The organism is Bacillus multifaciens, from assembly GCF_030756675.1.
In the GTDB taxonomy this organism is placed as follows: Bacteria; Bacillota; Bacilli; order Bacillales; family Bacillaceae_G; genus Bacillus_A; species Bacillus_A multifaciens.
On the sequence record NZ_JAVBXD010000003.1, the window covers coordinates 42,300 to 57,948 of the forward strand.

The 15,649-nt window shown below is 38.2% G+C and carries 11 protein-coding genes, 1 pseudogene and 1 other annotated feature; of the genes and pseudogenes, 9 read left to right on the forward strand and 3 right to left on the reverse strand.

The genetic code is table 11. The features are described 5' to 3' along the window. Positions 1-86: 86 nt before the first annotated feature. A complete protein-coding gene (locus tag Q9306_RS03295; RefSeq protein ID WP_306195256.1) occupies positions 87-3,206 on the reverse strand; it encodes an efflux RND transporter permease subunit in 3,120 nt (1,039 codons plus the stop codon). A 168-nt stretch (positions 3,207-3,374) separates the two neighbouring features. Between Q9306_RS03295 and Q9306_RS03300 the strand changes: the two are divergent. The 5 genes and pseudogenes from Q9306_RS03300 (at position 3,375) to Q9306_RS03320 (ending at position 8,700) form a co-directional block, all read left to right on the forward strand. Then, a pseudogene (locus tag Q9306_RS03300) lies at positions 3,375-4,248 on the forward strand (TetR/AcrR family transcriptional regulator). Positions 4,249-4,328: 80 nt separating this feature from the next. After that, positions 4,329-5,261, forward strand: coding sequence for a beta-ketoacyl-ACP synthase III (fabH, locus tag Q9306_RS03305; protein ID WP_306195257.1), 933 nt, complete (start codon positions 4,329-4,331; stop codon positions 5,259-5,261). Positions 5,262-5,289: 28 nt separating this feature from the next. Beyond that, positions 5,290-6,528 (forward strand): beta-ketoacyl-ACP synthase II, encoded by a 1,239-nt coding sequence (gene fabF, locus Q9306_RS03310; protein ID WP_306195259.1) that lies wholly within the window; start codon positions 5,290-5,292, stop codon positions 6,526-6,528. Positions 6,529-7,007: 479 nt separating this feature from the next. Then, complete coding sequence (locus Q9306_RS03315; RefSeq protein ID WP_306195261.1) at positions 7,008-7,802, forward strand: DUF2268 domain-containing putative Zn-dependent protease; 795 nt, start codon at positions 7,008-7,010, stop codon at positions 7,800-7,802. Between the two features lie 151 nt (positions 7,803-7,953). Next, positions 7,954-8,700: a YjbA family protein gene (locus Q9306_RS03320; RefSeq protein WP_306195263.1), complete on the forward strand. Its 747-nt coding sequence runs from the start codon at positions 7,954-7,956 to the stop codon at positions 8,698-8,700. A gap of 220 nt (positions 8,701-8,920) precedes the next feature. Here the strand turns inward: Q9306_RS03320 and trpS are convergent, their stop codons facing one another. After that, positions 8,921-9,910, reverse strand: coding sequence for a tryptophan--tRNA ligase (trpS, locus tag Q9306_RS03325; RefSeq protein WP_306195266.1), 990 nt, complete (start codon positions 9,908-9,910; stop codon positions 8,921-8,923). 490 nt (positions 9,911-10,400) lie between these two features. Beyond that, positions 10,401-10,618, reverse strand: a binding site (T-box leader). Between the two features lie 49 nt (positions 10,619-10,667). After that, positions 10,668-11,039, reverse strand: a complete 372-nt coding sequence (locus Q9306_RS03330) for a DUF3899 domain-containing protein (RefSeq protein WP_371932307.1) — start codon at positions 11,037-11,039, stop codon at positions 10,668-10,670. A gap of 486 nt (positions 11,040-11,525) precedes the next feature. Between Q9306_RS03330 and opp3b the strand changes: the two genes are divergently transcribed. The 4 genes from opp3b to Q9306_RS03350 are packed head-to-tail and all read left to right on the forward strand — an operon-like array spanning position 11,526 to position 15,460. After that, positions 11,526-12,455, forward strand: coding sequence for an oligopeptide ABC transporter permease (opp3b, locus tag Q9306_RS03335; protein ID WP_306195268.1), 930 nt, complete (start codon positions 11,526-11,528; stop codon positions 12,453-12,455). Then, positions 12,452-13,468: an oligopeptide ABC transporter permease gene (gene opp3C / locus Q9306_RS03340; RefSeq protein WP_306195270.1), complete on the forward strand. Its 1,017-nt coding sequence runs from the start codon at positions 12,452-12,454 to the stop codon at positions 13,466-13,468. The genes opp3b and opp3C overlap by 4 nt, the downstream gene beginning before the upstream one ends. A 20-nt stretch (positions 13,469-13,488) precedes the next feature. Then, the gene (locus tag Q9306_RS03345) at positions 13,489-14,532 is read left to right on the forward strand and encodes an ABC transporter ATP-binding protein (RefSeq protein ID WP_306195272.1); all 1,044 of its coding nucleotides are present in this window, start codon (positions 13,489-13,491) and stop codon (positions 14,530-14,532) included. Beyond that, positions 14,525-15,460, forward strand: a complete 936-nt coding sequence (locus tag Q9306_RS03350) for an ABC transporter ATP-binding protein (protein WP_306195274.1) — start codon at positions 14,525-14,527, stop codon at positions 15,458-15,460. The genes Q9306_RS03345 and Q9306_RS03350 overlap by 8 nt, the downstream gene beginning before the upstream one ends. The last annotated feature ends 189 nt before the right edge of the window (positions 15,461-15,649 follow it).

The window sequence follows — 15,649 nt, forward strand, 5'->3', positions numbered from 1 at the left end:
ATGTTATTTTCTGCATAGCAGTGACTTATCGATTATAAGGGTATAAAAAAGAGACCTTTCCTTTTTAATGGAAAGGTCTCGCTTTTTTATTTAGCTACTTTATTTTTTCGTTTCAATTTACTTACTACTTCATACACAATTGGTACGATTAATAATGTTAATAGGGTAGAGCTTGTTAATCCGCCGATTACTGTGACGCCAAGACCTTTTGAGATCAGTCCGCTTCCTTCGAAGCCTAATGCAAGTGGAAGTAAGGCGCCAATCGTTGCGATCGCTGTCATTAAAATTGGGCGTAATCTTGTCGCGCCAGCTTCTAATAATGCTTCGCGCGTCGTAAATCCTTCGCGTTCTTTATGAATAACGCGGTCAATTAATACGATAGCGTTTGTAACAACGATACCGATTAACATAAGGGCACCAATCATAGAAGAGATGCTTAATGTTTCACCGGAAATTAATAAGGCAACAACGCCGCCAATAATCGTAAATGGAAGCGAGAATAGAATCGCAAATGGAGCTAGTGCTCCGCCGAATGTTACAACAAGAACGAAATATACAATCGCAATGGCAGCTAACATCGCTAAGCCAAGTTGTGTAAAGGATTCTTGAATATCTTTAGATACCCCGCCCATTGACACATTAATGCCAGATGGTAAGTCTAGCTTATCTACTTCTTTTTGAATGTTGCGAGTAGCTTTTGCGACATCGTCTGTCATTGGTTTTGCGGTTACTGCTGCATATACGCGGCCGTCGCGTCTTGTTACTGTATTAGACGTTTCGCCTTCTTTTACCGTCATAATATCTTTTACAGCCACTTCTGTACCTAGCGGCGTTTGTACTTTTCGATTTGTTAAATCATCGACGTTTTCGTAATTTTGTTTGTTCACTTCAACATACACATTCATTTCTTTTCCGTCTTTTTTAACTGTTGTTAAGACAGGGCGGTCGTGAGAGTTGGAAAGTCCCATGCCAACCTGCGCGGCAGTTAATCCGAGTTTACTTAATTTCTCTTGATCTGCCACTAATGTGTACTCATCGTATGTTTTAGAAAGGCTTGAATCGACGTCTTTTAACGTTTTATCTTTTTTCATGATATTTTGAATGTCTTTTACGACAGGTTTAATTTCTTCTATATTATCGCCGTATACGTATAACTTAATTTCATTGTTGCCTCCGCCAGATGAGAAGTCTTGGTTTTTCCATTCTCCTTTGTCTGTCATCTTTTGCAGATCTTTCACAACTTTTTCTTTTTCCTTCTCAAAGTTCTTTGTATCGTCTTTGTATTGAACAAAGAATAATGCTTGGTTCGATTTACCTGGGCTCATCGGATTTTCTCCGCCAAGTGAGAACTGAATTGTTTTCACATCTTTATTTTTCTTAAAATAATCTTCTGCTTTTGTCGCAATATTTTCGACATCTTGCAATGTTTGTCCAGGTTCTGGATTGTAAGAGGTGATTACTGTTTTCTCTTCTTCTGATGGTAAGAAACTTACACCTACAATCGGAAGAAGTGCAATGCTTCCTACTAATAATAAAACCGTAATGCTAGACGTAATAATTTTATGGTTTAATACCCATTCTAGAAGGCGTTTATATCCATGAGCAAGTTTACTTGGTTTCTCTTCATGATTATGTTGTTTTTCTTTCGCACTTTCCTTTTTAAATAAAGAATGTGCCATCATTGGAACAACTGTAACAGCTACAAGAAGAGATGCTAATAAAGCGAAAACAATTGTTAAAGCAAACGGTAAGAATAGTTCACCGATCATTCCCTTCACAAGACCGAGCGGTAAAAAGACTGCAATGGTTACAATTGTCGATGACATAATTGGTACGAACATTTCTTTCGTTGCTTCGCGAATTAAGTCTTTTCCTTTTAATTTTTCACCTGGTAAAGCCATGCGCCGGTAAATATTTTCAATAACAACGATGGAATCATCGACAACGCGGCCGATAGCAACGGTCATTGCCCCAAGCGTCATGATATTTAATGTAATATCCATTTCTTTTAATGCTAAAATTGCAATTAATAAAGAAAGTGGAATGGAAATAACAGAAATAAGTGTTGTTCGAATGTTACGTAAGAACAACATGATGATAATCACAGCAAAAATGGCGCCGAAAATTGCTTTATTTAACATTGTGCTCACTGATTTTTCGATTGGTTCACCTTGGTCGAATGTTGAAGTGATTTCGATATTATCAAATTTCTTTTCAAAATCATTTGCTTTGTTTTTTACAGCATTGACAACGTCAACCGTATTCGCATCAGCTGCTTTTACAATTTGTAGGCTGATCGCTTCTTTTCCATTTGTGCGCGAGATGGATTCTGCTTTTCCAACTTCTTTAATATCGGCAATATCTTGCAATGATACAGATGGAATACCTAATGCTTGTCCTGCTGGATTCATATTCGGCTGCTGCACTTGAGCCGGTCCATGTGAATTTCCTTGATTTGGAGAAGGAACAAGCGGAATTTTCATTTCTTTTAAAGCTTGTAACGTTGTAATATTGCCATCTACAACAACGGATTTTTCTTTGTCTTTAAATGTATATAGTCCTAGCGGCATCGAAACGTTAGAACCTTTAATCATGTTCTTGACTGTATCTTCGCTTAGGCCTAATTCTTTCATTTTCTCTTTGTTGAAGACGAGCTGTACTTCTTCTACTTGTTGACCAGAAATTTGCACATCGGCAATGCCGTCTAATCCTTGTAAGCCTGGAACAATATCTTTTTCTACTCGCTCTGTTAGCTGTGCAAGAGATTCATTTTTATTTGTGACACTTAATGAAATAACCGGAAAAGCATTGATGCTAAGGCGAGAAATTTTAGGCTCTTTTACGCCTTCCGGTAAAGGTAAATTAGCGAGTGCTTCTTTTACTTCCGTCTCTGCCTTTTCCATATTTTTATCAAAGTTATACTCCACTTGAATAGAAGACGCATTTTGATAAGAAGAGGAGCTGACAACAGTTACTCCACTTAAGTTTTGCAGGCGTTGTTCAATTGGTTTTGTAATCTTCTCTGTTACCTCAGCTGGAGTAGCGCCAGGATACACAGTTGTCACTGTCACAAGTGGCGTTGTGATGTCCGGGATTGTTTCTAACTTCATACGAAGACCAGAGTAGATTCCGGCAATCGTAATAATAATCGTTAATAGCCAAACTGCGAACTTATTGTTTAACGAAAAGTTAATAATTTTATTCATTTCTACGCTCCTTTTTACGAAAACTGACTCATCGGTCATAACAATCAAAGTATAAATGACTGACTGGTCAATGGTCAATGGAAAAGGTAAAATACTGTGAACTACTTGCAATTTTTGACTGATGAGTCATAATGCGGATAAGAGTGTTTTTTATAGGAGAGGAAAAAAATGAAGGAAAAAGAACGGTTAATTATTGAAACGGCAATTAAGTTATTTGCGCTAAAGGGCGTGAATGCAACGTCTATTCAAGAAATCGCAACAGAGTGCGGCATTTCGAAAGGTGCTTTTTATTTGCATTTTAAATCGAAAGATGCGTTAGTATCGGCAATGCTAGAGTATTACTATGATGGAATTCAAAATAAAGTGATGGACATCGAAAAAGAATCGTTACCCCCGCGTGAGAAGTTTGAAAAACAATTGCACTGTCAGTTTTATGAGTTACAACAAAAAAAAAGAATTTATTATTATGTGTATGAGAGAAAATGTAATTCCTTTTAATAAAGAAGTAGAAACATTTATGACGAGAATGAAATTGGAATCGTACGCTTTTTATCAAAACAATTTACTTTCTATTTATGGAGAAAAGATTATTCCTTACCTTATGGATGCAATGACTATGTTCGAAGGGATAACACGTGGATATTCGGAATTGATTATCTTTAATGTGGTAAATATAGATATACCATATACAGTAAAATTTATCTTAAACAGAATGGATGATATTGTAGCAGGTCTGCACCGTTCCAAGGAAAAACCAGTTATTTTAGAACGGGAATTGAATCATTTTTTCTGTGGTGTGAATACAACTCCTATACATAATGAAGAAGAATTTGTAAATGAAATTATTCAGTTAAAACGTACATTAGTAGATCGAGTAGAGAATGATGAATTATTGGTAACTTTAGATGTATTAGAGGCAGAAATGAAGATGAACAAGCCGAGAGTACCAGTTATTCAAGGAATGTTGTCCAATTTAAAATTGTATCCAGAATTTCGTGATTTTCGGGAAAGGCTGGCCATGTACTATAAAATAACAAATTAATAATATATAGACAAAAGGAAATTTATCATTTAAAATTAGTACCAAGTCATAAGAATTGATATAAATCGGAGGGTTGCAATGTGAATGTAGGTATTTTAGGGATCGGGAGATATGTGCCAGAAAAAGTTGTCACAAACCACGACTTAGAGAAAATAATGGATACATCTGATGAATGGATTCGAACAAGAACAGGAATTGAAGAAAGACGAATTGCTGATGATACAATAGATACTTCACATATGGCAGTAGAGGCTGCAAAAAAAGCACTTGAAAATGCAGGAATTAGCGGGGAAGAAATTGATCTTATTTTAGTTGCAACAGTAACACCAGACCGTTCGTTTCCGGCGGTTGCTTGCGTAGTTCAAGAACAAATTGGAGCAAAACATGCAGCAGCGATGGATTTAGGTGCAGCTTGTGCTGGTTTTATGTATGGAATGATTACAGCGCAACAATTTATTCAAACTGGAACTTATAAAAATATATTAGTAGTTGGTAGCGATAAATTATCTAAAATTGTAGATTGGAATGACCGAAATACAGCTGTTTTATTTGGAGATGGAGCAGGCGCTGTTGTTATGGGGGCTGTTTCAGAAGGGAAAGGCATTCTTTCATTTGAATTAGGAGCAGATGGAAGTGGTGGTAAGCACCTTTATCAAGATGAATATGTTATGATGAATGGCAGAGAAGTCTTTAAATTTGCTGTTCGTCAACTTGGTGACTCTTGTCTTCGCGTTTTAGAAAAAGCAGGCATTACGAAAGAAGATGTGGACTTTTTAGTGCCTCATCAAGCAAATATTCGTATTATGGAATCAGCGAGAGAACGGCTAAATTTACCGCAAGAAAAAATGAGTACGACAATTTCCAAGTTTGGGAATACGTCAGCTTCTTCAATTCCGATTGCGATGGTAGAAGAATTGCAAAATGGACGTATTCAAGATGGAGATCTCATCATATTAGTTGGTTTTGGCGGCGGATTAACATGGGGAGCAGTTGCTCTTCGTTGGGGTAAATAAGGACTGAGAGAAAAGGAGTGTATTTTGTATGGAAAAAAAGCGTGTTGTAGTTACAGGAGTAGGAGCAGTTACTCCAGTAGGAACGGATGTAGAAACTGCTTGGGAAAATATTAAAAATGGTGTATCTGGAATCGGACGTCTTACACGCTTAGATGCAGATCAATTTCCCGTGAAAGTAGCCGCGGAAATTAATGATTTTGAAGTAGAAAAATATATGGATAAAAAAGAAGCACGTCGTATGGACCGCTTTACACAATATGCAGTAGCAGCAGCAAAAATGGCTGTAGAAGATGCAAAGCTAGAAATTACAGAAGAAAATGGACCGCGCATTGGTGTGTGGATTGGATCTGGAATCGGTGGTATGGAAACATATGAAGAGCAGTTCAAAATTTTTAATGAAAAAGGCGCGCGCCGCGTTAGTCCATTCCTCGTACCGATGATGATTCCTGATATGGCTGCAGGCCAGGTGTCCATCGTATTAGGTGCAAAAGGGATTAATACATGTACAGTGACCGCTTGTGCATCCGGTGCACATTCTATTGGTGATGCATATAAAGTGATTCAGCGCGGAGATGCAGATGCGATGATTGCAGGCGGAGCGGAAGCACCGTTAACAAACCTGGCCGTTGCTGGATTTTGTTCAGCTAAAGCATTAACATTCAATGAAGACCCGGCAACTGCTTGTCGTCCGTTTGATAAAAACCGAAGCGGATTCGTAATGGGAGAAGGAGCAGGGATTCTTGTATTAGAAGAATTAGATCATGCGTTAGCGCGCGGTGCACACATTTATGCTGAAATCGTTGGATACGGAGCAACAGGTGATGCATTCCATATTACGCTTCCAGCTCCTGGCGGTGAAGGCGGCGTGCGTGCGATGCGTCAAGCGTTAGAAGAAGCAGCTCTAAAGCCAGAAGATATCGATTACATTAATGCGCACGGTACAAGTACTGAAGCGAATGAAAGATATGAAACGATGGCAATTAAAGAAGTATTTGGCGAGCATGCATATAAAGTAGCGGTAAGCTCAACAAAATCAATGACAGGACATTTATTAGGTGCAGCTGGTGCGGTAGAAGCAATTATATCTGTGAAAACAATTAAAGATGGCGTAGTTCCGCCAACAATCAACTATGAAACACCAGATCCAGAGTGTGATTTAGATTGTGTACCAAATAAAGCAAGACAACAAACAGTACGTGCTGTATTAAGTAACTCATTAGGTTTCGGTGGTCATAACGCAGCACTAATATTTAAAGAATATAAATAAATACAAATTGAAAAACCTTCTTTTTAGATGGTCGAGAGCACCTGGCCGTGCATAGAAGCGGTCAGGGCCTTTTTCTACCACGTGCGAAGTTCAAACAAAGAGAGAAAACGAGTGTAGACTACTTTTTGTTTTGCGTGGCGGTGATTTGTATGTTGAAAAACAAAATGGATTTATATAGGTTCATCACCATAACATGTGGTTGATTTTTCTGAGATGAATTCATTTTAGTACACTCTCGCCCCGCGGAAAGCATCCACTCGGAGTGCAGTGTACGCAACTACGACTTTTGGTGATGAACCTTTATATAATAGAAATTCCATTGAATGTATAGAATTTGAAATGAAGATAATCGTCCATATAGTAGATGGTTATCTTCTTTTTTATGGGCTTTTTTAATGAATTGGATGAAAATCTGCACTTTTTTTATGCTTTCTTTCGTTTTGTTGCATATGTATGGAACAAAAAGGAGAGTGGGAGAGATGGGAGTGATTCAAACGGCAGAGTGGATGCGTACGCATTATCAAGAGCCGGAAAAAATTTGTGAGAAGTTTACAAAGTATATTCCGCTCCAGAAAGAAACGTTGTATCGATTTCTTGTGTCAAAAGGAATGTTTCGGCCGGTAGAAGGTGGTGAGAAAGAAATAGACATATTGCAAAAAGAACGAGTATGGGAGCAATTGGCGGTAGAATATAAAAAACTGCAGCAATGGTTAAAAGGGCCTAATATACCGGTATTTATTCTGTTGTCAGATCCGCATAATCGTACTGTTCAACGAGAATATAACGGCAAAGCAGGATTAGCAATGCGAAATGCTTTGTTTTTATTTGTAAATTCACAAAGTGCGATTGCTGAGCTAAAGGCATTGCTTACGCATGAATATCATCATATATGTCGGATTCATGCAAGTGAGAGGAGGGAAGGAGAGTATACCCTTTTGGATACAATGGTGATGGAAGGATTAGCAGAACATGCGGTGTATGAACGGCACGGAGAAAGCTGCTATGCGCCGTGGGTGTCTTATTACGAGAAAGAAGAAGCGATTGCATTTTGGCGCCGGTTTATACAAGATAAGCGGGGGATACAACGAGGGACGCGCGAGCACGATATATTGCTAAATGGACGAGGATTATTCTATCCGAAAATGCTTGGGTATGCTGTAGGATTTCATATCGTAAAAGATTGTGTAGAGCATAAGAAGTGGGACACAACTTCTTTATTAGGGATGGATGCGAAAGTTATTTTAGAAGGGGCGCTTTCTTTTTCTTCCGTATAAAACTTCACCTCAAAATTCCAAGAGAAGCGAAGGGTCAGCAGTGGACGAGGAAGAAATTAATTAAGAAGAATATATTTCCTCTCTTGGAATAAATTTTACGAAAGATGACCATAATGAGATTTACAAACAGTTGTGAAGTGAGGGGTAAGCAATGTTATATCTGCATGATGTATGGGTAAATTGGTTTGAAGGTGAAGAAAACGGGTATAACGTCTGTCATTTCTATGAATGGCGGAAGGATGATACGATCGAATTGTTAGATCAAGTACCATTAGTTAAAGTAGATTCCACATTATATCATTACATCGAGAACGAATTACTAGAACTTCCGCGAAAACTATTGGAAGACGTACATCATAAGGCGTATATTCGAAAAAATCATGAACGGCTGCAGCAGGAATATTGTTTTGTTGTATCAGACGGAAAAGGAATTATTGCAATTGATACAATTGGATACAACATTCCAATCCGAAAAAGCAGGTTGATTCCAAGACAAGAGCAAATGGTGTATGAAATGGTAGAAAACGTACAGGCAGAAACATATGATTTTGAAGGGGAATCACCGCAAAAAGAACATCATATCTTATCACCTTCCCCGCATATGATGAAGGGGTTAACACGGAAAGAACGACAATTAAAACAACTACTCTTTATGGCGCTAGATCAACTACATACAACGAAAAATCCAGCAGAAATTCGCTATTGGTTTACAGAATGGGATCCAGCAGCATATCCAGCTGTGCAACATCTGCCATTTGAAGACGTATGGAACCGTTTATATGAAGAAGCGAAGCACGGATGGTCAGACAAACACGAACAGCTCTGTGAGCGACTTGTAAGAGGACAACCGTTCTTTGAAAAGTTATGGGAAATGGAAAATGAGCAAAAGGTAAATTAAAAGGAATGATCCAAAAGGCGCGTATGTGCCTTTTCGGATCATTCCTTTTTTGTGTGCCCACAAAGATATCGGCGGAAGTGATGCGTTTATCGGCGATATTTACGATATATCGGCGGAAGTAAGGTGTTTATCGGCGATATCTGAAATATATCGCCGATTCGACACGAAATAAAGACTCTCCGACAAAATTCGGTATGCGAGCCGCCTCCGCATTTCTTTCTTATCTTCGTTTTCTGCTTAGTCCCATTGCATTTTCGACTTTGCGCAGTTGTTTCATTGCGACGCGGTTTGCTTTTTCAGCCCCTTGATCGAGGATTTCGTCTAATTCAGGGGAGTTAATTAGTTCATTATATTTCTCTTGAATTGGACTGATTGCTTCTACAACAACTTGTGCTAAGTCGCCTTTAAAGTCGCCGTATCCTTTACCGTCGTATTCAGCTTCTAACTCTGCTACTGTTTTCCCTGAGAAAGAAGAGTAGATTGTTAATAAGTTTGAAATACCTGGTTTATTTTCTTTATCGAATTTTACGATGCCGTCTGAATCAGTTACAGCACTTTTAATTTTCTTTTCAATCGTTTTTGGATCGTCAAGTAAACTAATCATCGATTTTGGATTTGGATCAGATTTACTCATTTTTTTCGTCGGCTCTGTTAAGGACATAACGCGTGCGCCTACTTTTGGAATGCGAACTTCTGGAATTGTAAACACTTCGCGATAACGTTTGTTAAAACGCTCTGCTAAATCGCGCGTTAACTCCATATGTTGTTTCTGGTCCTCTCCAACGGGAACAATCTCTGTATTATATAGTAAAATGTCTGCTGCCATTAATGGTGGGTATGTTAATAAGGCAGCTGGAACAGCCTCTCTTCCTTTTGCTTTATCTTTATATTGCGTCATGCGTTCTAATTCACCGACATACGCAGTACATTGCATAATCCATCCAAGCTGAGCGTGTGCTGGAACTTCTGATTGTACAAATAATGTAGATTTCTCTGGATCGATGCCGCATGCTAAGTATAGTGCTGCTAGACTGCGAATATTTTTACGAAGCTGTACTTGGTCTTGCGGTACAGTAATGGCATGTTGGTTTACGATGCAGAAATAGCAATCGTGTTCATTTTGTAGTTCTGTAAACTGCTTCATTGCTCCTAAATAGTTCCCAAGTGTAATGGTTCCGCTTGGCTGAATGCCTGAAAAAATAACTGACATATTATTTCCTCCTTGAAAAGGTGTATTGTTTTTAGTTTTTATATTTCCGTCTAGAATCCTAACGTCTTGTGGATTTGAACGAGCCGCTTGCGCTTTTCGGTATGTCCAGCTCCAGCGGCAAGAATCTCCGGTCGTTTCGCCCCCTCGGTCGAGGTAAAGAGCACCTCTCGGTCGGGAGCTCCAACGCCCTGCGATTCTGGGCGAGCCGCTTGCGCTTTTCGGTATGTCTAGCTCCAGCAGCTAGACTGTTCGGTGGCTTCGCGCCTTCCTGCGAGGTAAAAAGCACCTCTACGTCAGGAGCTCCATCCTCCTCTCAGTCTGGGCGAGCCGCTTGCGCTTTTCCATTGTCTAGCTCTGCCTCCTAGCCCTTCCTGTCTAAGGTTCTTCCGCACGAGAAAGTAAAAACACTTTCTGTGCGAAAGAACCTTAGACAACAGGGCTAAACAGTCGGCTCCGCTTTTCCAATAAAAAAAGCCCATTCATCCCTAAAAATAGGGACGAATGGACCGCGGTACCACCCTAATTATTTTGCGAAAAGCAAAATCTCTTTATCCATTGTAACGTTGGATGTGACGCCAAAGCCTACTCCTAAAATGTTTCGGTTTGGTGCTCAAAAGCCCATTCCATATTGCCCAATTACTTGTTCACACCACCCACAAGCTCTCTGAAATTGCCTCAATATGTACTCTTCTTTCTCATTGCATACGTATAAATTTTTTGTACTATTATAACACACAATCAATCGTTTGCAAATTTTTTAAACAGCAAAACTCATAATGCTTGATAAAGCCGCTAATATGATACCAGTAATTAGGATAGGGTATGTCCATGTAAAGGAATACGTTCGATATAATATTTCTTTCGGATCGTGTTCTTCTTCGCCTTCAATTAAAGATTCAATCTTATTATTGGATCGACCTAATTTTTTAAAAGCATATATTGTTACATTGAAAAAACCTCGTTGAAATAGAAATACAAAGCCTCCGATAATAATGAAGAGTAAAGCAATATAAAACATCATATTGACAAAATTCAACAAAAAAGAATTAGAAAATATAACAGCATATGCGCCAGAAATCGCAATTGTACTGCCCGTTAGTATACTAATACGTGAAAAAAATGTATTCAAATGCTTCCCCTCCGTAAAAATATTACTAGAATTATTATACTATAAAAGTTATAATATGTACTATAAAGAATTTTTAGAAAAAAAATATAATTGCGCATTTTCCTTTAATGAGATAACTCCAATGTTAAGTCCTGTCTTTACAAAATATATACAAAATACACTGTAAATTAAAAATTTTAACAAAAAAATAAAAAATTATATTCACAATCGACTCATTATATGTATAATGAAAATTGTAGAAACTTGGAGATAATTCTTTTAATTCTAATTTTTTACAGATGAAGGTGTATAATGCGCAATTAGAGAACCTGATTTGCTAGATTCATATTTAAATAGGGTTATTACAAATGGTAGTAATAATGCAGTTTATTCCATCGTTTTCAAGGGTATATGCCTATGATGGGCGTATGCTCTTATTTTTAAAGATAATAGTAAGAATATTTTAAACTATCTTATTGCTTTTGAAAAAATGGGGAGGTGCTATTTATGGGACGTTATACACTACAACGTTTCGCGTACATGGTCATTACATTATTTTTAATCACAACTTTAACATTCTTTTTAATGAAGTTGTTGCCAGGTTCTCCGCTTAAAAATCAGGAGAAATTATCACCTGCACAGAAAGAAATCATTTTAGAGAAGTATGGCTTAAACGATCCACTACCAGTGCAATATGTTCACTACATGAAAAATTTAGCTAAAGGGGACTTAGGGGTATCATTCCAATATGATAACCGCCCAGTAACAGAAATGATTGTTGACCGCATTGGTCCATCTGCACAATTAGGTTTTCAAGCCATTGTTTTAGGTACTATTATTGGATTATTACTAGGTATTGTTGCAGCGCTTCGTACCAACACATGGGCTGATTACGGAGCAACGTTCATTTCGGTACTCGGAATGTCTGTACCAGGATTCGTTTTTGCGGCACTATTACAATATTATGTAGCAGTAAAAGCGGGATGGTTGCCGGTAGCGTTTTGGAAAGGGTTTGAATATACAATTCTTCCAACAATTGCATTGGCGGTATCTGTAGTGGCTACAATAGCTCGTTTTGCGCGTACTGAATTAATTGAAGTTATGCAAGCAGAATACATTTTAACAGCAAAAGCAAAAGGGCTTAGTCAAGGTGTAATTATTGTGAAACATGCACTGCGAAATGCGCTTATTCCAATCATTACAATTTTAGGTCCAATGGTTGCAGCTTTAATGACAGGAACACTTGTTGTTGAACAAGTATTTGCTGTACCAGGTTTAGGGGAACAGTTCGTTAAGTCTATTCCAGTGAACGACTATACAGTTATTATGGGTACAACGATGTTCTATAGTGCGCTGTTCATTCTTGTTATCTTTATTGTTGATATCTTATACGGCGTAGTTGATCCTCGTATTCGTTTAGCGGGAGGGAAAAAATGATGAAAGATGTGCAAAAAATATCTCCAGATTTATTTCAACCAGCAAATCGTAGTAATGCAGATAATGAAGTTATTGCCCGTCCGAGTATAAAATTTTGGGAAGATGTAAGAAGAAGACTGTTTCAACATAAGGGTGCGGTCTTTGGAATGGTTATTTTAGCTCTCATTGTTCTATTAGCAATTTTCGGTCCGATGATGAGTAAATATTCTTATAAAGATCAAGATTTAAATCGTGCAAAAATACCGCCGAAAGTACCGGTTTTAGAGAACATTCACTGGTTGCCTTTTGATGGTGTCGACCAATATGGTGTAGATCAGTATGAGAAACGCGATATTAAAGATTATTTCTGGTTTGGTACAGATGATCTTGGCCGTGATATTTGGACAAGAACGTGGGAAGGAACACGAGTATCTTTATATATCGCAGTATTAGCAGCGGTAATTGATTTAATTATTGGGGTTGCATATGGTGGGGTTTCTGCATTCTACGGAGGCCGCGTTGATAACTTCATGCAACGTTTCGTTGAAGTATTAAATGGTATTCCGTACTTAATTGTCGTAATTTTAATGGTAATTATAATGGATCCTGGTATTCTATCAATTACACTTGCGATGACTCTTACAGGATGGATTGGAATGTCACGTGTTGTACGTGGACAAGTGTTGAAAATGAAAGATCAAGAGTATGTGTTAGCATCACGTACACTTGGGGCAACAAATACACAATTAATTGCAAAGCATTTAGTGCCAAACTTAATGGGATCTATCATTGTTATGACAATGTTTACAATTCCACATGCAGTATTCGGAGAAGCGTTTTTAAGTTTCATTGGTCTTGGAATTCAACCGCCGTTAGCATCATTAGGTTCTTTAGTAAGTGACGGGTATAAGTCAATTCAAACATATCCGCATATGATGTTTATTCCGGCAGCTGTAATTAGTATGTTAATTTTAGCATTAAACTTATTAGCAGATGGTTTACGTGACGCGTTAGATCCAAAAATGCGTAAATAAAGGAGAAAGGAGAGGGAATGATGAAAACATTGTTAGAAGTAAAAGACTTACATGTTTCTTTTGACACACATGTTGGTGAAGTACAAGCAGTGCGCGGGGTTACTTTTGACTTGAAAAAGGGAGAAACGTTAGCGATTGTAGGGGAGTCTGGTTCGGGGAAATCAGTTACATCTAAAGCGCTAATGGACTTGATTCCAAAGCCGCCAGGTCGTATTAAAAACGGAGAAATCCTTTTTGATGGCCGCGATTTAACAAAGTTGTCTGAAAAGGAAATGCAACAAATTCGCGGAAAAGAAATTGCGATGATTTTCCAAGATCCAATGACATCTTTAAATCCAACGATGACAATTGGTAATCAAATTATGGAAGGTCTTATTAAACATCAAGGAATGAATAAAGCTGACGCGCGTAAGGTTGCGTTAGAGCTGATTGACCTTGTAGGAATTCCAAATCCAGAAGCACGTCTTAAACAATATCCGCACCAATTTTCAGGTGGGATGAGACAACGTGTCGTTATCGCGATGGCGCTTGCTTGTAATCCGAAATTATTAATTGCCGATGAGCCGACAACTGCGCTTGACGTAACAATTCAAGCACAAATTTTAGAGTTGATGAAAGATATTCAACAAAAAACAGAAGCGGCTATCATCTTTATCACGCATGATTTAGGTGTTGTTGCGAATGTTGCAGACCGCGTAGCTGTTATGTATGCGGGGAAAGTTGTAGAAATTGGAACGGTTGATGAAATTTTCTATAACCCGAAGCATCCGTATACATGGGGATTATTAGCTTCGATGCCAAGTTTAGAAGGCGGAGAAGAAGAATTATATGCGATTCCAGGAACGCCGCCAGACTTATTAAATCCGCCAAAAGGTGATGCATTTGCAGCGCGTAATCCACAGGCGTTAAAGATTGACTTTGAAATGGACCCACCTCTATTCAAAGTAAGTGATACGCATTATGCAGCAACGTGGCTGCTTCATGAACAAGCTCCAAAAGTGGAGCCGCCTGAAATTGTCCAAAGACGTATTCGACAAATGAAAGCGGGTGAACAGCATGACTAATAATCGTGAGAAATTAATTGAAGTAAAAAATGTAAAACAATATTTTAACGTGAACGGCGGAGTTGTTAAAGCGATTGATGATGTTACGTTTGATATTTTCCGCGGAGAAACATTCGGACTTGTAGGAGAGTCAGGTTCTGGTAAATCGACAACGGGAAGAACAATCATTCGTTTATATGATGCAACGGCAGGCGAAGTGTTGTTTGACGGGGAAAATGTACACGGTAAAAAATCACGTGCTGAACTAAAGAAATTTAACCGTAAAATGCAAATGATTTTCCAAGATCCATACGCATCGTTAAATCCGCGTATGAACGTTGGAGATATTATTGCAGAAGGAATTGATATTCACGGTCTTGCTAAAAACAAAGAAGATCGTATGAAGCGTGTGTATGAATTGCTTGAAACGGTTGGTTTAAACCGTGAGCATGCAAGTCGTTTCCCGCATGAATTCTCTGGTGGACAACGTCAGCGTATTGGGATTGCAAGGGCGTTAGCGGTAGAACCGGACTTTATCATTGCCGATGAGCCGATCTCAGCACTTGACGTATCGATTCAGGCGCAAGTCGTTAACTTATTGAAAAAGCTGCAAAAAGAAAAAGGTTTAACATACTTATTTATTGCCCATGATTTATCGATGGTAAAATATATTAGTGATCGCATCGGTGTTATGTATCACGGGAAAATCGTGGAACTTGCAACGAGTGAAGAATTATACGCACATCCAATTCATCCGTATACAAAATCACTATTATCAGCAATTCCGCTTCCAGATCCAGATTATGAGCGCAATCGTAAACGTATCGTGTACGATCCATCTCAGCATCAATATGGAAATGAAGTGCCGCAAATGCGTGAAGTTCGCCCAGGACATTTCGTTCTTTGCTCAGAAGCTGAGTATAAAAAATATAAAGAAATCTACCAATAAGAGAAACCGAGCACATGGACAATGTGCTCGGTTTTTTCGTTTTTATAAAAGCGAAGAGAGAAACGTCGTATTTTGCACAAAATATATATCATAAAAATCTTCTAATTATATTCAGATAATTTAAATAAGTTAAAGAATAGCAAAAATCAGTAAATATATTGATTTTAAATGAAAAAGAAGGAATAAAAT

Coding starts and splice junctions, on each gene's coding strand:
- Q9306_RS03320 (WP_306195263.1), top strand. CDS start 7,954: ATGTTATATCTGCATGATGTATGGGTAAATTGGTTTGAAGGTGAAGAA.
- trpS (WP_306195266.1), bottom strand. CDS start 9,910: ATGTCAGTTATTTTTTCAGGCATTCAGCCAAGCGGAACCATTACACTT.
- fabF (WP_306195259.1), top strand. CDS start 5,290: ATGGAAAAAAAGCGTGTTGTAGTTACAGGAGTAGGAGCAGTTACTCCA.
- opp3C (WP_306195270.1), top strand. CDS start 12,452: ATGATGAAAGATGTGCAAAAAATATCTCCAGATTTATTTCAACCAGCA.
- Q9306_RS03315 (WP_306195261.1), top strand. CDS start 7,008: ATGGGAGTGATTCAAACGGCAGAGTGGATGCGTACGCATTATCAAGAG.
- Q9306_RS03350 (WP_306195274.1), top strand. CDS start 14,525: ATGACTAATAATCGTGAGAAATTAATTGAAGTAAAAAATGTAAAACAA.
- Q9306_RS03345 (WP_306195272.1), top strand. CDS start 13,489: ATGAAAACATTGTTAGAAGTAAAAGACTTACATGTTTCTTTTGACACA.
- Q9306_RS03295 (WP_306195256.1), bottom strand. CDS start 3,206: ATGAATAAAATTATTAACTTTTCGTTAAACAATAAGTTCGCAGTTTGG.
- opp3b (WP_306195268.1), top strand. CDS start 11,526: ATGGGACGTTATACACTACAACGTTTCGCGTACATGGTCATTACATTA.